Below are 19,923 nucleotides of genomic sequence, written 5' to 3'. Positions count from 1 at the left end.
GAACGTACTTTCTCTAGTGCTTTTGGGCCAACTCTCCATTCTCTTTTGTTGCTACGCTATCCAGCGTTTGCTATAATAACCGTTAGTGTATTTTTGTGAGACGCAATCTGGCAGGAATGGATTCGCGTGGGAGGGAACTAACAGTCAATGGATCGACGTGAAAGACAGAAAAGGATACGAAATTTTTCCATCATCGCCCACATTGACCACGGCAAGTCGACACTTGCTGACCGGATTTTGGAGCTCACCGGTGCCTTGTCATCCCGTGAGATGGAAGCCCAGTTCCTGGATTCGATGGATCTGGAAAGAGAGCGCGGCATTACGATCAAGTTGAATGCTGTGCGTTTGAACTATAAAGCGGACAACGGAGAGGAATACATTCTCCATCTGATTGACACCCCTGGACACGTGGACTTCACGTACGAGGTATCCCGCAGTCTGGCTGCCTGTGAAGGGGCGATTCTTGTTGTGGATGCCGCCCAAGGGATTGAAGCACAGACATTGGCGAACGTATATCTGGCGTTGGACAATAACCTGGAAATCATTCCGGTTGTGAATAAAATCGATCTGCCGAGTGCAGAGCCAGAGCGTGTAAAGCAAGAGGTGGAAGATGTCATCGGACTGGATGCCAGCGATGCCGTCCTGACTTCCGCCAAAGCGGGTATCGGCATCAAGGAAGTGCTCGAAGCCGTCGTGCAAAAAGTTCCGGCGCCGGAGGGCGACCCGGATGCTCCGCTGCAAGCCTTGATTTTTGACTCCTACTTCGATGCATACCGAGGCGTGATTGCCTCGATCCGCGTAGTGAACGGAACCCTTCGAAAAGGCATGAAAATTAAAATGATGGCGACAGGCAAAGCCTTCGAGGTAACGGAAATCGGAACCTCAACACCGCGCCAGACGCCAGTGGAAGAGTTGACGGTAGGGGATGTAGGCTACGTGGCCGCCTCTATCAAGACCGTCGGCGATACCCGGGTGGGGGACACGATCACGGAGGCGAGCCGTCCAGCCGCAGAGCCGCTGCCAGGTTACCGCAAAATCAACCCGATGGTATTCTGCGGTCTGTACCCGATCGAAACCAACGAGTACAACGACCTGCGTGAAGCGCTTGAAAAGCTGCAGTTAAACGACGCATCGCTGCAATTCGAGCCTGAGACGTCCCAAGCGCTGGGCTTTGGTTTCCGTTGCGGATTCCTCGGACTGCTGCACATGGAGATCATCCAAGAGCGTATCGAGCGCGAATTCAACATCAACCTGATCACCACAGCACCGAGCGTTATCTATCGTATTACGAAGACAAACGGCGAAGTGTTCGAGATTGACAATCCGTCGAAAATGCCGGAAGCTCAAAAGATCGAAACAGTCGAAGAGCCGTATGTTACAGCTACCATCATGGTGCCAAAAGAGTACGTCGGTGATGTCATGCAGTTGTGCCAGGGCAAACGCGGGGAGTTTCTCGACATGCAGTATATGGGCGAGAACCGCGTTCAATTGAAGTACGACATGCCGTTATCTGAGATCGTCTACGACTTTTTCGATCTGCTGAAATCAGGCACGAGGGGCTATGCCTCCTTTGACTACGAACTGGGCGGCTACAAAGCTTCCAAGCTGGTCAAAATGGATATTCTCCTCAATGGCGAGATGGTGGATGCGCTCTCCTTTATCGTCCACAAGGATACGGCATACGCTCGCGGAAAAGTGATTTGCGAAAAACTGAAAGAACTGATTCCGCGCCAGCAGTTCGAAGTGCCGATCCAGGCGACCATCGGACACAAGGTCGTGGCCCGCGAGACAATCAGCGCTTTGCGTAAAAACGTGTTGGCCAAATGCTACGGCGGGGACATCTCGCGTAAACGCAAGCTGCTGGAAAAGCAAAAAGAGGGGAAAAAGCGCATGAAATCGGTCGGCTCCGTAGAGGTTCCTCAAGAAGCCTTCATGGCCGTACTGCGCATGGATGAGAAGAAGTAGGCCTGACCTTTGTGTCAGGTCTTTTCCATTCTAAAACTACGAAAGGAGGGGAAGCGGAAGATGCCGCAATCGGTGTATATTCACATCCCCTTTTGTACGAATAAATGCTTCTACTGCGATTTCAACTCTTTTGTCACCCAAAATCCGCAGTTGGTATGGGATTACCTCGAAGCTCTGAAGCAAGAAATGAAGCTTACCTTTGCGAACAGAACCATGCAGCCCATCAAGACGATTTTTGTGGGTGGAGGAACACCTACCTTTCTTGATCTCGGACAGATGCGTTCTTTTCTGGAGACAGTCCAGCAATATCTTGGCAAACATCTGGCGCCAGATCTCGAATTTACAATGGAGGCGAATCCCGGCACGACAGATGTGGAGAAGCTGCGTCTGATGCGCGAGCTCGGGGTGAATCGACTGAGTTTTGGAGTCCAGTCCTTCGACAATGCCCTGTTAAAAAGACTGGGACGCATTCATGATACGGACGATGTCTATCGCAGTGTGGAGAACGCACGTGCTGCAGGCTTCGAGAATATTTCGATCGACCTGATGTTCGGCTTGCCGGACCAGACGATGGAGATCTTTCGGCAAACTCTGGACAAGGCATTTGCATTGGGGACGACGCACTTTTCAGCGTACAGCCTGAAGGTAGAGGAGAATACCTTGTTTCATACCCTTTATCAAAAGGACCAGTTGCCGCTGCCCTCGGAAGAGACCGAGCTTGAGATGTATCTCTTGCTGATCGAAGAGATGGAGAAGCAAGGATATCATCAGTATGAAATCAGCAATTTCGCCAAACCGGGCTGTGAAAGCAAGCATAATAAAACCTATTGGCTCAATAACGAATATGATGGTCTGGGAGCGGGGGCTCACGGCTATGTGAATGGCAGAAGACATGTCAATGCCGGACCGTTGCCGATCTATTTGCAGATGTGCAAGGAAGGGCTGCCGCGAGTCGATGAATTCGAAGTGCCGCGAGAAGATGCGATGGAAGAGCAGATGATTTTGGGACTGCGACTGAGTGAAGGAGTAGACCTTGGCCGGTTTGCAAAGCGTTTCGGCGCTGATGCCAGGGAAGTCTTCGGTGAGGTTATCCGAGAAGAGATCGAAAAAGGCATGCTGGAGGAACAGGGCGGGTTTCTTCGCCTGACTCGGAAGGGGTTGCCGCTGGGCAATGAGGTCTTTGCCCGGTTTTTACGGTAATCACTGTCGAGATTTGCAAATGAACTCCAGGAAGTCCGTTGACAAATCCTTCTACTATTGATAATTTAGTATGTAGATTTAGCACTCAATCGCAATGAGTGCTAACAACGGGGAGGCGAAGTGATCTTATGTTATCAGACCGTCAAAGACTGATCTTGAACGCGATTGTCGATAATTACATTCATTCTGCCGAACCAGTTGGCTCCCGCACGATTTCCAAACGGGAAGACATAGGATATTCATCGGCTACGATTCGCAACGAAATGTCCGACCTGGAAGAGCTGGGGTATCTCGAACAGCCTCATACCTCGGCAGGGCGTGTCCCATCTACAAAAGGGTACCGGTTTTATGTCGATAACCTGATCCAGCCACATCTGTTGAACGAGCAGGATTTGGTTAAACTAAAACAGTTATTTGCCGAGCGAATTCTTCATGCTGAGCAAGTCGTGGAGTACACGGCCCAGATTTTGACGCAACTCACCAACTATACGGCGATTGTTATGGGGCCGGAGGTTTTTGATCATCGTTTGAGAAATGTGCAAATCGTTCCCTTGAACGAGACACAGGCTGTGGCGATCATCGTCACCCACACCGGACGGGTAGAAAACAAACTGATTGATTTGCCGGATGGCATCGGGACAAGTGAGATTGAAAGACTTGTCAACTTGCTGAATCATCGCCTGACGGACGTGCCGCTCTGGCAATTGCGTCAGCGCTTGTACCAGGAGATCTCTGGGGAGATGAGACGCCATACCGAGCAATATGAGGAAATGCTCCAACTCCTTGATCAATCCTTCCATCAGGAAGAAACCGATCGTGTCTACCTGAGCGGTGCGACCAAGATCATGAACCAGCCGGAATTCCGGGATGTCGACAAAGTGAAGGATATTCTGGAATTGCTGGAGCAGCACGACCAGTTGCTTCATATGTTGGGCATGCCAGCGAATGGTCTGACAGTACGTATCGGTCAAGAAAATCAGCTAGACGCGATAAAGCAATGCAGTATTATCACCGCTTCGTATTCCCTAGGCGGCAAGCCGGTGGGAATGGTGGGAATTCTAGGGCCGACCAGGATGGAGTACAGCAGAGTCATCACTGTGCTCAATCATCTGGCAGAAGGGCTGTCGCGCATGCTGACCTCGCAGTTTGAAAAATAAAGCAAGGTACGAGTGAATGGCTGCCGGTCATCATGATCGGAGGAGCGACACAGGAGGTATTTCGAGTTGAGTGATGAGAAATGGACGAAGGAAATGACGGCCGAAGAGGAGCAAACGGCAGAAGCAGCAGAACAGCCTGAAACTCCTGAGACAGATTGGGAGCAGGAAGCAGCCAAATGGAAGGCGCAGGCTGAAGAAAATCAAAATAAAATGCTGCGTGCGATGGCTGACATGGATAACCTCAGAAGACGCGTTCGCAAGGAGCAGGAAGATTTGGCGAAGTACGCTTCGCTCAAAATCGTCGAAGAACTGCTGCCTGTGCTCGACAATTTCGAGCGTGCGCTGGCTGCTGACCGCGAATCCATGACAGTGGAATCCTTGTTGACTGGCGTGGACATGGTATACCGCCAGATGGTGCAAGTCTTTGAAAAAGAAGGCTTGCAAGCAATCGAGGCAAAAGGCCAGCCTTTTGACCCGCACATTCACCAAGCTGTGATGCAGACGCAAGACCCTGACTTTGATTCGGGCGTCGTTGTCGAGGAGCTGCAGAAGGGCTATCAGTTCAAGGACAGAGTGATTCGGCCATCCATGGTCAAAGTGAATGAGTAGCATCAGGCATTCTTAAAACATTCCCAGATGAAGTGTTAGGAGGAACAGATTGTATGAGTCGCGTAATCGGAATTGACTTGGGAACTACAAACTCTTGTGTTGCGGTAATGGAAGGCGGAGAGCCAGTCGTTATCGCCAACGCGGAAGGAAACCGTACGACACCATCCGTCGTCGCGTATAAAAATGGAGAGCGTATCGTCGGGGAAGCGGCGAAGCGCCAAGCGATCACGAACCCTGACAACACCGTTATGTCGGTAAAACGCCATATGGGTACCAACCACAAGGAAATCATGGAAGGCAAGGAATACACGCCTGAACAAGTTTCTGCCATGATCCTGCAAAAGCTGAAGGCTGATGCGGAAAGCTATCTGGGCGAGACAGTGACGCAAGCGGTGATTACCGTGCCAGCGTACTTCAACGACAGCCAGCGTCAAGCGACCAAGGACGCAGGGAAAATCGCTGGACTGGAAGTGCTGCGCATCGTGAACGAGCCGACTGCGGCTGCGCTTGCTTACGGAATGGAAAAATCCGAAGACCAGACCGTTCTGGTATTTGACCTGGGTGGCGGTACATTTGACGTATCCATCCTGGAATTGTCCGAAGGCTTCTTTGAAGTAAAAGCGACATCTGGCGACAACAAGCTGGGTGGCGATGACTTCGACCAAGTGATCATAGATTACCTGGTCAGCGAATTCAAAAAAGAGCATGGCATCGATCTGTCCAAAGACCGCATGGCTCAACAGCGCTTGAAAGATGCAGCGGAAAAGGCGAAAAAAGACCTTTCCGGCGTGTTGACCACAACCATCTCTCTGCCATTCATTACAGCGGATGCTTCTGGTCCCAAACACTTGGAGATCAACCTGACTCGCGCCAAATTTGAAGAGCTGTCCGCCAACCTCGTGGAGCGTACGATGGGACCAACCCGTCAAGCTTTGCAAGATGCCGGACTTACTCCGAACGAGATTGATCGCGTCGTCCTCGTCGGCGGTTCCACTCGGATTCCAGCTGTACAGGAAGCGATCAAGAAATTTACCGGCAAAGAACCGCACAAAGGGGTTAACCCGGATGAGGTTGTAGCCCTTGGTGCTGCTGTGCAAGCTGGTGTACTTACCGGTGATGTCAAAGACGTTGTACTCCTGGACGTAACGCCTCTCTCCCTGGGGATTGAGACATTGGGGGGCGTATTCACCAAACTGATCGACCGCAACACGACGATTCCTACCAGCAAGTCTCAAGTCTTCTCTACTGCGGCAGACAACCAGACTTCTGTAGAAATTCACGTCCTGCAAGGCGAGCGTCAGATGGCTGCCGACAATAAAACGCTGGGACGCTTCAACCTGACGGACATCCCGCCTGCGCCGCGTGGTATCCCACAAATCGAAGTATCCTTTGATATTGACGCCAACGGGATCGTGAATGTGCGTGCAAAAGATTTGGGTACAGGCAAGGAACAACGCATTACGATCACGTCCAACACGGGCTTGAGCGATGAAGATATCGAGCGCATGGTAAAAGAAGCAGAATTGAACGCCGAAGCAGACAAAAAGCGCAAGGAAGAAGTAGAAGTGCGCAATGAAGCAGACCAGCTCGTCTTCACAACCGAAAAGACACTGAAAGAAGTGGAAGGCAAGGTTGACCAATCGCAGATCGATTCGGCCAATGCAGCCAAGGATAAAGTGAAAAAAGCGCTGGAAGGCGGAAACATCGAGGAAATCAAATCTGCCAAAGACGAACTTTCCGCGATCGTTCAACAAATTTCCATGAAGCTGTATGAACAGGCAGCTCAAGCTGCTCAAGCGCAGGGTGGAGCTGGAGCAGGTGCAGAAGGGGAAGCGAAGAAAGACAACGTGGTTGATGCCGACTACGAAGTGGTAGACGACAAAAAATAGTCACGTTGGCACATTCTTCACCATGTGACCCACTTAGAAGTCAAAGTCACGCGTTGTGACTTTGACTTTTTTTCAAGTCTGTCACATGCTATGATAACAGTTGACTGTCATGGGAGTGATGTAGGAGATGAAGCGTGATTACTACGAGGTGTTGGGTGTAGCCAAAGAAGCGAGCGCGGACGAGATCAAGAAAGCGTATCGCCGCTTGGCGCGCCAGTATCACCCGGATGTCAATAAAGAAGCGGATGCAGAAGAGAAGTTTAAAGAAGTAAAGGAAGCCTATGATGTGCTCTCAGAACCGCAAAAACGGGCGCAATATGATCGTTTTGGCCATCAGGATCCGAATCAGGGCTTTGGCGGCGGTGGTTTTGACACATCAGGTATGGGCGGCTTTGGCGATATTTTTGATATGTTTTTCGGCGGCGGCGCGAGAAGAAATCCCAATGCGCCACGGAAAGGTGCCGATTTACAATTTGGCTTGAGCATCGAATTTACGGATGCGGTGTTCGGCAAGGAAACAGACGTAGAAATCCCGAAAGAGGCGGAGTGCGATACTTGTCACGGCTCGGGTGCCAAGCCTGGCACAGGAGTAGAGACATGTAAGACATGTAGCGGTACGGGACAGCAGGAAGTCGCTGCAAACACGCCATTTGGCCGGATTGTAAATCGTCGCGTTTGTACCACATGTGAAGGAAAAGGGAAAGTCTTCAAGGAAAAATGCTCCTCCTGCCGCGGCAGCGGACGGGTCAAGGTGCGCCGCAAGATTCACCTCAACATTCCTGCCGGTGTGGACGATGGTGCTCAGCTTCGCGTCTCAGGCGAAGGAGAACCGGGAGCAAACGGCGGGCCGCCGGGGGATCTGTATGTGGTATTGCGCGTCAAGCAGCATGAGTTTTTTGAGCGAGAGGGCAATGACATTTATTGTGAAGTGCCTTTGACCTACGCACAAGCGGCTCTCGGTGACGAGATCGAGGTGCCAACTGTAGACGGACGCGTCAAGCTGAAAATTCCAGCAGGGACGCAGACTGAGACGTTTTTCCGCCTGCGCGGAAAGGGCGTTCCGCACTTGCGCGGCAGCGGCCGAGGTGACCAGCATGTCAAAGTGCGGGTGATTACGCCAACCAGACTGAGCGACAGACAAAAAGAGCTTTTGCGCGAACTGGCTGAATTGTCGGGGGAGAAGCCGGGCCAACATGGCGGCGGTGTAGAGGATGAGAGCTTTTTTGAAAAAATGAAACGGGCGTTCCGCGGCGAATAAGGCCGCGGATACGTCTGCGTACAATCATCTTAGGCAGGCAATAGGAACACAACGGGGAGTGGTAGATTCATGAATTGGTCGGAAATTAGTATCCATACTACAGCAGAAGCTACAGAGGCGGTGTCCAGTCTTTTGTATGAATTGGGTGCCAACGGTGTCGTGATTGAAGATCCGGAGGTTCTGTATCGCGAATGGGATACGCCATTTGGTGAGATCTACCAGCTCTCCCCGGATGATTTTCCGGCCGAGGGCGTATTCGTCAAGGCGTATCTGCCGGTTGAAAGCCGCGATCTCCTCGAAGTGGTCGAAACATTGAGAGGACAGTTGGCAGAGCTGATCGAGTACGGCCTTGATATCGGCAAGGCGACGATTGCAGTCAACGATGTTCACGAGGACGAGTGGGCCCACGCCTGGAAAAAGTACTACAAGCCGATCCACGTAACGGATCGGATGACGATCAAGCCTGTATGGGAAGAGTACGAGCTGAAGTCCCCAGATGAAATCATTATCGAGATGGATCCGGGAATGGCTTTTGGAACCGGGACACACCCGACCACGATTCTTTGCTTGCGCGCCATTGAGAAGTATCTGTCCCCGGGCGATCGCGTGTACGATGTCGGGACAGGCACTGCCATTCTCAGTATCGCTGCGGTCAAGCTCGGAGCAGAGCACGTCCTGGCGATGGATCTCGACGAAGTGGCCGTCCGTTCTGCGCAAGCCAATACGGAACTGAACGGTGTTCATGAAAGCATTACGGTAAGGCAGAACAATCTGCTCGACGGCATCGAGGAACAAGTGGAGATGGTGATCGCGAACATCCTGGCGGAAGTCATCGTCCGCTTTACCGACGATGTGTACCGGGTGTTGAAGCCAGGCGGAACCTTCATCGCATCGGGGATTATTGAAGCGCGGGAAGCAGATGTGAAGGAAGCTCTGACCGCGTCAGGACTCACCATCGTGGAAACCATTTTCATCGATGACTGGGTAGCAATTGTTTCAAAAAAACGATAGAATAGTGAGGTTGGCGAGATGCAACGATATTTTGTCGAGCCAGATCTCTTTTCCGAGAATGAGATTACCATTGTCGGCGACGACGTTCACCATATCGTAAATGTGATGCGGGCCAAGGAAGGCGACGAGATTTATGTCTCAGATGGCGAAGGGCGTTCTGCCAGGGCTGCGCTCGTCGTCTTGTCTCCCAAAGAAGTGAAGGCGCGTGTGCTTGAGTTGCTGGAAGAGCGGCCTGAGCTTCCGATCCACATCACGATTGGACAAGGGCTGCCAAAAGGCGAGAAGATGGAGTGGATCTTGCAAAAGGGGACGGAACTGGGAGCGTACTCCTTTTTGCCGTTTTCTTCCGAACGCACCATCGTCAAGCTGGACGCCAAAAAAGAAGCAAAAAAATTAGAACGCTGGCGCAAAATTGTGAAAGAGGCTGCTGAACAGTCGCATCGAGCGGTTTTGCCACAATTGCTGCCACCTTCCTCGTTTCGCGAGGTCCTGAAAACGGCAGGGGAGTACACGCGCTGTGCCATTGCTTATGAAAAAGAAGGCACAACGACGCTGCATCAGGTATTTGATGAGTTGAACGCAGAAGATACGCTGCTCGTTCTCATTGGACCAGAAGGAGGTTTTTCTCCGGATGAAGTAGCGCTGGCAGAAGCGAATGGCTTTTTGCCGATCTCGCTTGGCTCACGCATCCTGCGGACAGAGACCGCTAGTCAGTATGTGCTGGCTTGCGCATCCTACCAGTTCGAGCGAATGAATGACACCGATGAGTGAAGGTGGAGGAGCAGGAAAAAAGGAGGTATAGCCATGTCTACTGTTGCTTTTCATACATTGGGTTGCAAAGTGAACAGCTATGAAACAGAGGCGATCTGGCAACTGTTCAAGGCAGACGGCTACGAACGGGTTGACTTTGAACAAGATGAAGCCGATGTTTATGTGATCAATACATGTACCGTGACCAATACAGGGGACAAAAAAAGCCGGCAGGTGATCCGCCGCGCGATCCGCCGCAATCCGGAAGCCATCGTCGCTGTGACAGGATGCTATGCGCAGACATCTCCGAGTGAGATTGCCCAAATTCCGGGCGTGGATATCGTCGTCGGGACTCAAGGCCGCGACAAGCTGCTTGAATACGTGGAGCAGATTCGCCGTGAGCGTACCCCGATCAATGCCGTAGGAAACATCATGAAAGCGCGCGAGTTCGAGGAATTGGACGTGCCGAACTTCACTGACCGCACGCGTGCTTCGTTAAAAATCCAGGAGGGCTGCAATAATTTCTGCACCTTCTGCATTATTCCCTGGGCGCGTGGTCTGATGCGTTCCCGCCAGCCAGAGAGTGTTGTAGAGCAAGCCAAAAAACTGGTGGAAGCAGGCTATCTGGAAATTGTGCTGACCGGGATTCATACCGGGGGCTATGGCGAGGATCTGGAGGATTACAACCTGGCCAAGCTGTTGGTCGACCTGCATCAGGTGGAAGGCTTGAAGCGGATTCGCATCAGCTCGATTGAGGCCAGCCAAATCACGGACGAAGTGATTCAAGTCATCAATGATTCGGATCGCGTCGTGCGCCATTTGCATGTTCCTTTGCAGGCAGGCGATGATGAGGTGCTGAAACGGATGCGCCGCAAGTACACCACAGCTGAATTCTACGAAAAAATGGTCAAGGTTCGCCAGGCGTTGCCAGGCGTGGCGTTGACGACGGATGTGATCGTCGGCTTCCCGGGCGAGACAGAAGAACAGTTCCAAAATGGCTATGACTATATTCGCAAGATCGGCTTTGCCGAGCTGCACGTATTCCCGTACTCGATGCGCACAGGGACCCCTGCTGCCCGCATGACCGACCAGATTCCGGAGGAAGTGAAGCATGAACGCGTCACCAAGCTTCTGGAGCTGAACCGCGAGCTGCAGTTGGCCTATTCCCAACAATTCGTCGGGGATGTTCTGGAAGTGATTCCTGAACGACCTTACAAGGAAGCGCCGGACAGCGGGCTTCTGATGGGCTACTCCGACAACTACCTGAACGTAGTGTTCGCCGGAGATGAAAGTATGATTGGGAAAATCTGCAAGGTTCGCCTTGATGCTCCTGGTACGGAATACTGCGAAGGAACCTTTGTCCGTGTGCTGGAAGATGATCAGCTGCCACTGCTAAAGGAGCGAGCTATATGAAGGAGATCTCGGCAGGAGGCGTAGTTTTCCGTCAGCAGGACGGAGAGTACATGCTGCTTCTGATCGAAGACCGCTATGGCAAAGTGACGCTGGCAAAAGGGAAGCAGGAGCTGGGAGAAACCATTCACGAGACAGCCTTGCGCGAAGTGCTGGAAGAGACCGGAGTTGCCGGACGTTTGGGTGAAAAGCTGGATACGATCAGTTACGAGTACACCCATCCCGCAACGGGAGATGTGGTGGACAAGGAAGTCCATTACTATTTGGTAGAGGCGTACAACACCGAGATTACCGTTCAGCTGGAGGAGATCAATGACGTGCATTGGCATCCGGCTGGTGAAGCGTGGGCCTTGCAGTTGGAGCGCGGATACCGCAATAATGATCAGATCTTTCGTTTGGCTTTTCAACATTTAGGGATTGAGGTGTAACCGATGACGGTTCATTTGAATGCTTATATTGACCATACCTTGCTGAAGCCTGAAGCGACTCAAGCCATGATTGACAAGCTGTGTGAAGAAGCGAAAACCCATTCGTTTGCTTCCGTATGCGTAAATCCGTATTGGGTTGCACGGGCTGCGGAATTGTTGAAAGGCACATCGGTCAAGGTTTGTACCGTGATCGGCTTTCCTCTGGGTGCATCCACCTCAGCAGTGAAAGCTGCCGAGACACGTGACGCTATCGCCAACGGCGCGACAGAAGTAGATATGGTGCTGAATGTAGGCGCACTCAAATCGGGTGATCTGAAGCAGGTTCGCTCCGATGTGGCAGCTGTCAAGCAAGCGGCTGGAGACATTCTGCTCAAGGTGATTCTGGAGACTGGTCTGTTGACAGACGAAGAAAAAGAAATTGCCTGCAAATTGTGCGTAGAAGCAGGGGCTGATTATGTCAAAACCTCTACAGGCTTTGGTCCGGGTGGAGCGACTGTTGCTGACATTGCATTGATGCGACGAGCGGTTGGCAGAGATGTCGGAGTGAAAGCCTCCGGTGGCGTTCGCGACCGGGAAACCGCATTGGCGATGGTAGAGGCAGGGGCTACCCGAATCGGCACGAGCTCGGGCATCTCCATTGTTTCTGGAGACGCACAGGCAACAAATGGAGGATATTAGTCGAATCGTGAAGGAGCCTGGCCGGTTGTAGGTCGGGCTTCTTCCGTTTCCGTTTGTCGGTAGGAAAAAGAGAGAGAAGAGATCAGGAAGAGGGGTAAGAGAAATGAAAATCGTCAATGGCATATTGATCCTGCTCGTTTTTTATGGAGTCGGAACGTTGGCGAGCAAATGGCTTCACATCCCATTGCCGGGAAATCTGATTGGCATGCTGCTTCTGACCCTGGCCCTGTACAAGGGATGGATTCGCATGGACTGGGTGGAGCAGGCAAGCAATCTCTTGATTCGCCACATGCTGTTGTTTTTTGTCCCGATCATTGCGGGGGTTGCTTCGTATCTCGGATTTTTTGCAGAAGATCCGTTGCCGATTTTGCTTGCGCTCATTTCCGGTCCATTTTTGGTCATGATTGTGACAGGAAAAGTCGTGCAATGGTACGTTAATAGGCAGCAGAACACAAAAAAACCAGTCCTGCCGCAAGAGGGGAGATCACTCGATGCTTAAGGAACTGTTGGCGATCCTGCTGATTGTGGCAGGCTATAAAGTGGCGACGATGATTTCGGAACGCAAGCCGATCTTTCAACCTTTGATCGTATCTGTGGTACTTGTCTGGGTATGTTGGTGGCTTTTGAGCAATGACTGGAAAGCCTTCTCTGCAGGAGGGGCCTGGATTTCCTACTGGCTTGGCCCCGCGACAGTAGCATTGGCTGTTCCCTTGGCCAAACAAATCAAGGAATTTGCCCATATTTGGCGCGGCCTCTTTCTGGGAATAGCAGCAGGATGCGGGATATCAATCCTTTCCGTCTTGCTGATTCACGCCTGCTTTGGCTTTGATGACTCCGTCATGTACAGCATGCTCAGCAAATCCGTCACCACCCCGATCGCCCTGGAATTAGCCCATTCCGTCGGAGGGATTCCGGCGCTGGCCGCCTTGTTTACCGCTTTGACGGGCTTTATCGGCACCATGTTTGCCCAGCCGGTCCTTGCCTGGGTGGGAGTGACCGACGATCGGGCTATCGGAGTGGCTGTGGGAACGAGCACACATGCCATCGGTACGGCCAGTCTGAACCGCACTTCTCAGGCGCAGATGGCAGCCTCTTCGGTGGCGATGATCGTCGCAGGGGTTATGACGTCGCTGTATCTGATCCCGTTTTCCTTATGAGCCCATCTTCGCGATTCAGCGCTTCTTGTCTGGGATCAGCCATTGAATGAAGGCAGCTATTTGTGCAGTGAAGGGCAACGCCACCAGGGAGCAGATCAGGTTGAAGATGGTTTGGGAATGCGCAATCTGCATGGAGACATTATCCGTTAAGAAGGCGCTGACGAGGGCAAGCTGAGATAAGAAAGGCAAAAAGATCAAGGCTCCTGCAACGTTGAACAGGGTATGGCACCAGGCTACCTGTTTGGATGCCGTATTGGTGCCGATGCTGGCGATCACGGCGGTAAAACAGGTGCCGATGTTGGCTCCCAGCACGATGGCCAAGGCAGTCTCCATCGTAAGAATCTGGTTGCTCATCAGTCCCATCGTTATCACAGTCGTGGCTGTACCGCTGTGAATCAAGGCGGTAAAAATGATCCCGGTGACGAGGCCGATCCAGATCGAGTGCCGACTTTCCAGGAAAAGGGAACGGAACGTATCCGATTGCTCCAATGGTGCGGCCATGACTTTCATGGTGTCTATTCCGAGGAATATCAACCCGAAACCTGCGACCACAAGCCCGATGCAGCGAATGCTTTTCCTTGGCATCAGCCAGAGAGCGGCCCCGACCAAAAGCATCGGTACGGCGAAGGATTCGAGCTTGAGCGCCACCAGTTCTGTGGTGATGGTTGTGCCCAGATTGGTCCCGAGAATAATGCCTACGGTCTGGGTGAACGGAATCATCCCCGCATTCGTCAAACCAATGGTCAAGACCGTAACCGCACTGGAGCTTTGCAGGATAAAGGTTGTGATCAGTCCCATCCAGAAGCTGTGCGCAGGGGTGCGGGTGACCTTGTACATCCACTGCTCCATTTTTTTGCCGGCCAGGTTTTGAAAACCCGATCGCATGGCGTACAGGCCAAATAGAAAAAAGCTTAGTCCGATCGAAAACGGTGCGAGGACAGAGAAAAACACGAGACGATCCTCCTTCCAGCGATTCATGGAGCTGGGGGTGGGAATGACGCATATTATACGCTATGCTTGTACGCAGACAGGCATGACTAGGAGGACATACATGGCACGAATTCACTTGCATCAGCATCGGAAAAAAAGACTGGAGGCAGGACATCCCTGGATATACCAGTCGGAGGTAGCGCAAATCGATGGAGAAGTCATTCCTGGCGAGATCGTCGAGGTCGTCAACCATAAAGGGCATTTTCTTGCCAAGGGTTACATCAATCCAGCGTCACAGATTTTGGTGCGCATCCTCAGCTACGATCCAGATGAAAAGATAGACTACGCTTTCTTTTTACGCAAAATTCGCGAGGCGTCCGAGTTCAGGACCCGATTCGTCGATAATCCCCGGGCTTGCAGGGTGCTGTACGGCGAGGCCGATTTCTTGCCTGGCTTGATCGTAGACCGGTATGAAGATGTGCTGGTCGCCCAAGTGCTGTCGCTCGGCATGGAGATGCGTCTGGATTGGATTCGCGACGCTTTGGTAGAAGTGTACCAGCCTCAGGGGATCTATCTGCGCAACGACGTGCCTGTGCGCGAACGAGAGGGATTGGAGCAGGGCAAGGGTGTCCTGTATGGGGAGTGTCCGCGTGAGGTGACGATTGAGGAAAACGGCTTGAAGTATATCGTCGACATCATGGAAGGCCAGAAGACAGGCTTTTTTTACGATCAGCGGGAGAACCGCGCTTCCATCCAGCCCTTGATGAAAGGCTGGGGTAAAAATCACGGCATTACCTTGCAGCAGGTCGAATCAGAACAAAAGCTGGTACCCGTCGACAAACGCGGCAAAGTGATCAAAAACCCGTTCTGGGACGGCGCAGAGGTTCTGGAATGCTTCACGCATACGGGATCATTTACGCTGAATGCCTGCAAATTCGGTGCGAAAAAAGTAACCGCATTGGATATTTCCGAGCATGCAATCGAGACCGCGAAGCGAAATATTACCCTGAATGGATACTTGCATCGGGTTGATTTTGTGGTCGCGAATGCTTTTGACTATCTGCGCCAGCAAGTGGAAGCAGAACGCTCCTGGGACGTCGTCATTCTCGATCCGCCTGCCTTCGCCAAATCACGCTCAGCAGTGAAAGGAGCAGTCCGCGGCTACAAGGACATCAACCTCAACGGCATGAAGCTCGTCAGACCCGGTGGTTATCTGGTGACCGCATCCTGCTCGTACCACATGTCGCCTGAACTGTTCCTGGAAACAATCCAGGAGGCGGCTATGGATGCGAAAAAAATACTGCGCTTGATCGAATGGCGCGGTGCTGGGAAGGATCACCCGCAAATCAGCGGAGCTGACGAAGGACACTACCTGAAATTCGCTATTTTTGAAGTGCGAAACCGCCGCTAGAACCAACACCAGACATACCTGATCCGTCCGTCGTACCTTGTTTTTGCAAAAGGGTTTGTTGTATCCTGAAGGATGGATTCTGCCGAGATAGAGCAGTTGACCTTCTTTTGCATAGGATAGAAGGTACGATACGGGTTAGGCTCTCTGTCAGCCAGAGAGGAAAGGAGCATGACAATCATGAGTAGGGAGAAAATTCGTCTCGGTATCATTTATGGAGGGAAATCCTCAGAACATGAGGTTTCATTGCGTACAGCCCTGTCCATCATGAAAGCGGTGGATGCAAATAAATACGAGATCACGCCGATCTATGTCTCCTTGGACGGCTCGTGGACGATGGGGGACGCTGTAACGGGCCAACTACCTGACAAGATTGCTTCCTTGCGTTTGCAGGACGCTGCAGGAAACGCTGAACGCAAGGATGCCCAGCTCGTCAGTACGACCCGGAAAGCATCCCCTTTTGCCATTGGAGAGCAAGTAGATGTCATTTTTCCAGTCGTGCACGGCCCAAACGGGGAGGACGGAACCATACAAGGCCTGTTGGAGCTGGCCAATCTCCCCTACGTGGGGGCTGGCGTGATGGCATCTGCTGTCGGAATGGACAAATGGATGATGAAGACCGTCTTTGCCCAGATCGGATTGCCGCAAGTGAAATATATTGGTCTTCTGCGTTCGCAATGGGAGAAGGATCGAGAAGGCAGTATGGATCGAATCGAGGAGGAACTCGGGTTTCCTTGCTTCGTGAAGCCTGCCAACATGGGCTCCAGCGTCGGGGTCAATAAAGCGAAAAACAGGGACGAACTGGCACACGCTCTCGATATTGCCGCAAAATTTGACCGTCGCCTAATTGTCGAAGAATACGTAAATGCCCGTGAACTGGAAATCGGTGTGCTGGGAAATGAAGAGCTGATCACCTCGGTAGTTGGAGAAGTGATCGCCTCGAAAGAATTTTACGATTACGAAGCCAAGTACAAGGGTGCGGGGACTGAATTGTCCATTCCTGCCATCGTTCCCGAGTATGTCACGGAAAAAATCGCTGAGATCGCCAAGACCGCTTTCCTGGCGTTGGACGGCTCCGGTCTATCCCGTGTCGACTTCTTCTGGGATGAGAAGAACGACAAGCTCTACATCAATGAAGTGAACACCATGCCCGGCTTTACGCCGTTCAGCATGTATCCGATGCTGTTTCAGGCAGCCGGCATCAGCTACAGCGAGTTAATCGACAGGCTCGTGCAATTGGGGCTCGAGCGCCATGAAGACAAACAGCGCAATATTGTGGATGCGGAAGAATTGGAATAAGAATAATCGTGCGACAAATCCATAGACGATAAAGAAGGATGCCCATGACAGGCATCCTTCTTTTCTTTGCGTTACGGAGTCAAGTCGATTTATTTCTGTTGTTCCAGATCAGAGATGACCGTCCACAGCTCCATGCCTCGGGATGCTTTGAACAAAAAGGCATGGTCGCTGTCACGCATGGGAAGCAGAGCGGCAACAGCTTCCTCTTTGGTGGCAGTGTGGAGCTTCGTGCCTTCATAGGCATCGCTGATGTGGCGGGAGTATTCCCCAACAGTCACGAGCATGGAAAAGCGGTCTCGCAACGTATTGGCGTACGCTCCCACTTGCCTGTGCAGGGCATCGCTTTCCATCCCCAGTTCAAACATGTCGCCGAGGACGAGCACTTTTTTGCGCTCGGGAAACAGTTCGGCAAAGGTGCCGATCGCGCCTTGCATCGAGGTCGGGCTGGCGTTGTAGGCATCGCTGACATAGACAGGGCCATGGGCGGAGTCGATTTGCTCAAAGCGCATGGCGGAGAGCTGGACGGTCGCCAAAGCTGCGGCGATCTCATCATGCGACAGGCCCATCCGTCTGGCGATCGCGATCGCGGGCAAGGCATTGAGGACGCTGTGCTTGCCGTAGAGGGGGAGAAATGCCTCCAGGCGGTCTCCGTTGGCAAAACATGCGGTGAAGCGCATGCCGCCGTCTACGGTCTCGATGTCTTCCGCCCACAGATCGGCTTTGCCATTGACCGAATAATAGAGGATTTCTCCCGGGTACAGATGGGCGATCTGGCGCAGATATTCGGAATCTCTATTCAGGATTGCAAGACCACCAGCGGCTGTATGAGGCAGAAGCTCCGCTTTGGCCAGGGCGATTTTTTCCTTGGAGCCGAAATGCTCAATATGGGACTCTCCTATGTAGGTGATCACGCTGATTTCGGGCTGAACCAGCGAAGCGAGCAGATCAATCTCTCCGGCATGATTCATTCCCAGCTCCAGGACAACAGCTTGGTGTTCTTGATCAATCTGCAGCAGGGAGTAAGGGACTCCGAGGTGGTTGTTGAAATTCTTGTACGTCTTATAAAGGGGAAAGCGGCTTTCCAGAACATGGGACACAATATCCTTGGTCGTGGTCTTGCCGATGCTTCCGGTGATTGCGATGTAGGGGACTTTGAAATCTTTTCGGTAGCCTGCAGCCAGCTTTTGAAAAGCGCGCAAGGTGTCGTTGACCAGGATCAGGCCAAATCCGTCTGGCAAATGCGCCGGAAGCTTCGTCTGGTCACTGACGATCGCGGCGACGGCTCCTTTTTCAGCCGCCTGCAGAAGGAATTCGTGTCCATCTCTTGCACCGCTCGTGATCGCGACGAACAAAGCGCCTTTGGTTAATTGACGGCTGTCGAAGTGGACGGAGGTTATTTGGGCCTCGGGAACTCCTGAGAGCAATATACCTTCTGCCAGCAAGGCTGCCTGTTTCAGGGCAACTGGTTTCATATGGGAAAACTCCTTTGTCTTGATATCCTCCAAACCTCGAGGTCATGCTATCACGCGATCCCGCTGGCCGCAAGGGAAATTTCCCGTAACGCCGGGATTGATTCGCTTCGTTTGCTTCGTTATGATGGTAGGTATCATTACATACATACGAACCAATCCTCTTAAGGATGTATAGGCGAAAGGAGTTTACCCCATCATGGAAAAAAGCATTTTTACCCGTATCATGGAAAAAGAGATCCCGGCGCGCATCGAGTACGAGGACGACAAGGTCATTGTCATTCACGATATAGCTCCGAAAGCAAACGTGCATCTGTTGATTATTCCGCGCAAGCCAATTCCTACGTTGATGGATGTCGCGGAGGAGGACCTTCCACTGATTGGCCATATCCATCAGGTTGCCCAAAAGCTGGCGCAAAAATTGGAATTAAAAGGGTTCCGGTTGATCAATAACTGCGGCAAAGAGGGTGGTCAGGAAGTCTTCCATATCCATTACCACCTCCTCTCCGGATTTCATGAATAAAAGTGAACTAAAGGTTGACCTCCTTTAGTCGAATATCCTATAATGAAGTGTGACAGTCTGTTCGTATGAAAAGTCGATTCAGGCGTCCCACGGTTTTAGCGGAGGGAGGGAAGACAAATGGCAGAAATTCGAGTCAAGAAAAACGAGTCTTTGGATAGCGCACTTCGCCGCTTCAAGCGTGAAAGCGCAAAATCTGGGGTGATGGCAGAACTGCGTAAACGTCGTCACTTTGAGAAGCCTAGCATCAAACGGAAGAAAAAATCCGAAGCTGCTCGCAAGCGCAAGTACTAATTGACGGAGGGCTCATCATGAGTGTAATGGAGCGACTCGATCAAGATATGAAGCAGGCAATGAGAGACAGAGCTGCTCTAAAACTCTCTGTTATCCGCATGGTGAAAGCCGCGTTAAAGAACGAAGAGATAAATAAAGGCAGACTTTTGTCTGATGATGAAGTGCTGACCATCTTGACTCGTGAGTTAAAACAACGCCGTGAATCCCTCCACGAATTTGAGAAGGCAGGCCGTGAGGAACTTGCCTCGAAAGCGCGCGAAGAGATCGACGTGCTGTCCGCTTACTTACCCGCTCAGCTTAGCGAAGACGAGATTCGTGAAATCGTTCGGGAAGCAATTGCCTCCACCAATGCCACCTCCAAAAAGGAGATGGGTAAGGTGATGGGCGCGATCATGCCGAAAGTAAAAGGGAAAGCAGACGGAAACCTCGTGCAGAAGATTGTATCTGAGGAATTACCGATGTAGATGCGTAACACCCTCATAATAGATACG

General features: G+C 51.9%; 20 protein-coding genes. 18 read left to right on the top strand and 2 right to left on the bottom strand.

What is annotated here, in order from left to right; translation table 11 throughout:
- Nucleotides 1-147: 147 nt before the first annotated feature.
- The 13 genes from lepA (at nucleotide 148) to T458_RS33070 (ending at nucleotide 13,512) form a co-directional block, all read left to right on the top strand.
- Nucleotides 148-1,965: a translation elongation factor 4 gene (gene lepA, locus T458_RS33130; protein WP_023554801.1), complete on the top strand. Its 1,818-nt coding sequence runs from the start codon at nucleotides 148-150 to the stop codon at nucleotides 1,963-1,965.
- 60 nt (nucleotides 1,966-2,025) lie between these two features.
- Nucleotides 2,026-3,165 (top strand): radical SAM family heme chaperone HemW, encoded by a 1,140-nt coding sequence (gene hemW / locus T458_RS33125; RefSeq protein WP_023554800.1) that lies wholly within the window; start codon nucleotides 2,026-2,028, stop codon nucleotides 3,163-3,165.
- Nucleotides 3,166-3,293: 128 nt separating this feature from the next.
- The gene (gene hrcA, locus T458_RS33120; protein ID WP_023554799.1) at nucleotides 3,294-4,322 is read left to right on the top strand and encodes a heat-inducible transcriptional repressor HrcA; all 1,029 of its coding nucleotides are present in this window, start codon (nucleotides 3,294-3,296) and stop codon (nucleotides 4,320-4,322) included.
- A 66-nt stretch (nucleotides 4,323-4,388) separates the two neighbouring features.
- Nucleotides 4,389-4,931: a nucleotide exchange factor GrpE gene (grpE, locus tag T458_RS33115; RefSeq protein ID WP_023554798.1), complete on the top strand. Its 543-nt coding sequence runs from the start codon at nucleotides 4,389-4,391 to the stop codon at nucleotides 4,929-4,931.
- 53 nt (nucleotides 4,932-4,984) lie between these two features.
- Nucleotides 4,985-6,820, top strand: coding sequence for a molecular chaperone DnaK (gene dnaK, locus T458_RS33110; protein WP_023554797.1), 1,836 nt, complete (start codon nucleotides 4,985-4,987; stop codon nucleotides 6,818-6,820).
- A 127-nt stretch (nucleotides 6,821-6,947) separates the two neighbouring features.
- Nucleotides 6,948-8,078 (top strand): molecular chaperone DnaJ, encoded by a 1,131-nt coding sequence (gene dnaJ, locus T458_RS33105; RefSeq protein ID WP_023554796.1) that lies wholly within the window; start codon nucleotides 6,948-6,950, stop codon nucleotides 8,076-8,078.
- Between the two features lie 69 nt (nucleotides 8,079-8,147).
- Nucleotides 8,148-9,089, top strand: a complete 942-nt coding sequence (gene prmA / locus T458_RS33100; RefSeq protein WP_023554795.1) for a 50S ribosomal protein L11 methyltransferase — start codon at nucleotides 8,148-8,150, stop codon at nucleotides 9,087-9,089.
- Nucleotides 9,090-9,107: 18 nt separating this feature from the next.
- Nucleotides 9,108-9,860: a 16S rRNA (uracil(1498)-N(3))-methyltransferase gene (locus tag T458_RS33095; protein WP_023554794.1), complete on the top strand. Its 753-nt coding sequence runs from the start codon at nucleotides 9,108-9,110 to the stop codon at nucleotides 9,858-9,860.
- Nucleotides 9,861-9,893: 33 nt separating this feature from the next.
- Nucleotides 9,894-11,252 (top strand): tRNA (N(6)-L-threonylcarbamoyladenosine(37)-C(2))-methylthiotransferase MtaB, encoded by a 1,359-nt coding sequence (gene mtaB, locus T458_RS33090; protein ID WP_023554793.1) that lies wholly within the window; start codon nucleotides 9,894-9,896, stop codon nucleotides 11,250-11,252.
- On the top strand, nucleotides 11,249-11,677 hold the full coding sequence (locus T458_RS33085) for an NUDIX hydrolase (protein ID WP_023554792.1): 429 nt from the start codon (nucleotides 11,249-11,251) through the stop codon (nucleotides 11,675-11,677). Before mtaB ends, T458_RS33085 begins: the two co-directional genes overlap by 4 nt.
- A gap of 3 nt (nucleotides 11,678-11,680) precedes the next feature.
- The gene (gene deoC, locus T458_RS33080; protein ID WP_023554791.1) at nucleotides 11,681-12,355 is read left to right on the top strand and encodes a deoxyribose-phosphate aldolase; all 675 of its coding nucleotides are present in this window, start codon (nucleotides 11,681-11,683) and stop codon (nucleotides 12,353-12,355) included.
- 103 nt (nucleotides 12,356-12,458) lie between these two features.
- A complete protein-coding gene (locus tag T458_RS33075; protein WP_023554790.1) occupies nucleotides 12,459-12,854 on the top strand; it encodes a CidA/LrgA family protein in 396 nt (131 codons plus the stop codon).
- Complete coding sequence (locus T458_RS33070; RefSeq protein ID WP_023554789.1) at nucleotides 12,847-13,512, top strand: LrgB family protein; 666 nt, start codon at nucleotides 12,847-12,849, stop codon at nucleotides 13,510-13,512. Before T458_RS33075 ends, T458_RS33070 begins: the two co-directional genes overlap by 8 nt.
- Before the next feature lie 15 nt (nucleotides 13,513-13,527).
- On the opposite strand, the gene T458_RS33065 is transcribed toward T458_RS33070, so the two are convergent.
- Nucleotides 13,528-14,463: a Na/Pi cotransporter family protein gene (locus T458_RS33065; protein WP_023554788.1), complete on the bottom strand. Its 936-nt coding sequence runs from the start codon at nucleotides 14,461-14,463 to the stop codon at nucleotides 13,528-13,530.
- A gap of 100 nt (nucleotides 14,464-14,563) precedes the next feature.
- On the opposite strand from T458_RS33065, the gene T458_RS33060 reads away from it, so the two are divergent.
- Together T458_RS33060 and T458_RS33055 are read left to right on the top strand one after the other, a co-directional pair.
- The gene (locus T458_RS33060; RefSeq protein WP_023554787.1) at nucleotides 14,564-15,853 is read left to right on the top strand and encodes a class I SAM-dependent rRNA methyltransferase; all 1,290 of its coding nucleotides are present in this window, start codon (nucleotides 14,564-14,566) and stop codon (nucleotides 15,851-15,853) included.
- 177 nt (nucleotides 15,854-16,030) lie between these two features.
- Complete coding sequence (locus T458_RS33055; protein ID WP_023554786.1) at nucleotides 16,031-17,149, top strand: D-alanine--D-alanine ligase; 1,119 nt, start codon at nucleotides 16,031-16,033, stop codon at nucleotides 17,147-17,149.
- 89 nt (nucleotides 17,150-17,238) lie between these two features.
- On the opposite strand, the gene T458_RS33050 is transcribed toward T458_RS33055, so the two are convergent.
- Nucleotides 17,239-18,621, bottom strand: a complete 1,383-nt coding sequence (locus T458_RS33050; protein ID WP_023554785.1) for a UDP-N-acetylmuramoyl-tripeptide--D-alanyl-D-alanine ligase — start codon at nucleotides 18,619-18,621, stop codon at nucleotides 17,239-17,241.
- Nucleotides 18,622-18,817: 196 nt separating this feature from the next.
- Between T458_RS33050 and T458_RS33045 the strand changes: the two genes are divergently transcribed.
- From T458_RS33045 to T458_RS33035, 3 genes are all read left to right on the top strand, one after another.
- Nucleotides 18,818-19,141 carry a histidine triad nucleotide-binding protein gene (locus tag T458_RS33045; protein WP_023554784.1) on the top strand — a complete coding sequence of 108 codons (324 nt, stop codon included), beginning with the start codon at nucleotides 18,818-18,820 and terminating at the stop codon, nucleotides 19,139-19,141.
- Between the two features lie 117 nt (nucleotides 19,142-19,258).
- On the top strand, nucleotides 19,259-19,432 hold the full coding sequence (rpsU, locus tag T458_RS33040) for a 30S ribosomal protein S21 (protein WP_003390641.1): 174 nt from the start codon (nucleotides 19,259-19,261) through the stop codon (nucleotides 19,430-19,432).
- Nucleotides 19,433-19,449: 17 nt separating this feature from the next.
- A complete protein-coding gene (locus T458_RS33035) occupies nucleotides 19,450-19,896 on the top strand; it encodes a GatB/YqeY domain-containing protein (RefSeq protein WP_023554783.1) in 447 nt (148 codons plus the stop codon).
- Nucleotides 19,897-19,923 lie beyond the last annotated feature (27 nt).

Origin of the sequence: Brevibacillus panacihumi W25 (assembly GCF_000503775.1) — a bacterium.
Classification (GTDB): domain Bacteria; phylum Bacillota; class Bacilli; order Brevibacillales; family Brevibacillaceae; genus Brevibacillus; species Brevibacillus panacihumi_A.
The sequence above is the reverse complement of the archived record's forward strand: the minus strand, read 5'-3'. Positions and strand labels throughout refer to the sequence as shown.

Coding starts and splice junctions, on each gene's coding strand:
- T458_RS33045 (WP_023554784.1), top strand. CDS start 18,818: ATGGAAAAAAGCATTTTTACCCGTATCATGGAAAAAGAGATCCCGGCG.
- lepA (WP_023554801.1), top strand. CDS start 148: ATGGATCGACGTGAAAGACAGAAAAGGATACGAAATTTTTCCATCATC.
- T458_RS33070 (WP_023554789.1), top strand. CDS start 12,847: ATGCTTAAGGAACTGTTGGCGATCCTGCTGATTGTGGCAGGCTATAAA.
- T458_RS33060 (WP_023554787.1), top strand. CDS start 14,564: ATGGCACGAATTCACTTGCATCAGCATCGGAAAAAAAGACTGGAGGCA.
- hemW (WP_023554800.1), top strand. CDS start 2,026: ATGCCGCAATCGGTGTATATTCACATCCCCTTTTGTACGAATAAATGC.
- T458_RS33075 (WP_023554790.1), top strand. CDS start 12,459: ATGAAAATCGTCAATGGCATATTGATCCTGCTCGTTTTTTATGGAGTC.
- T458_RS33055 (WP_023554786.1), top strand. CDS start 16,031: ATGAGTAGGGAGAAAATTCGTCTCGGTATCATTTATGGAGGGAAATCC.
- dnaK (WP_023554797.1), top strand. CDS start 4,985: ATGAGTCGCGTAATCGGAATTGACTTGGGAACTACAAACTCTTGTGTT.
- mtaB (WP_023554793.1), top strand. CDS start 9,894: ATGTCTACTGTTGCTTTTCATACATTGGGTTGCAAAGTGAACAGCTAT.
- T458_RS33085 (WP_023554792.1), top strand. CDS start 11,249: ATGAAGGAGATCTCGGCAGGAGGCGTAGTTTTCCGTCAGCAGGACGGA.
- T458_RS33035 (WP_023554783.1), top strand. CDS start 19,450: ATGAGTGTAATGGAGCGACTCGATCAAGATATGAAGCAGGCAATGAGA.
- hrcA (WP_023554799.1), top strand. CDS start 3,294: ATGTTATCAGACCGTCAAAGACTGATCTTGAACGCGATTGTCGATAAT.
- T458_RS33095 (WP_023554794.1), top strand. CDS start 9,108: ATGCAACGATATTTTGTCGAGCCAGATCTCTTTTCCGAGAATGAGATT.
- rpsU (WP_003390641.1), top strand. CDS start 19,259: ATGGCAGAAATTCGAGTCAAGAAAAACGAGTCTTTGGATAGCGCACTT.
- T458_RS33050 (WP_023554785.1), bottom strand. CDS start 18,621: ATGAAACCAGTTGCCCTGAAACAGGCAGCCTTGCTGGCAGAAGGTATA.
- dnaJ (WP_023554796.1), top strand. CDS start 6,948: ATGAAGCGTGATTACTACGAGGTGTTGGGTGTAGCCAAAGAAGCGAGC.
- deoC (WP_023554791.1), top strand. CDS start 11,681: ATGACGGTTCATTTGAATGCTTATATTGACCATACCTTGCTGAAGCCT.
- prmA (WP_023554795.1), top strand. CDS start 8,148: ATGAATTGGTCGGAAATTAGTATCCATACTACAGCAGAAGCTACAGAG.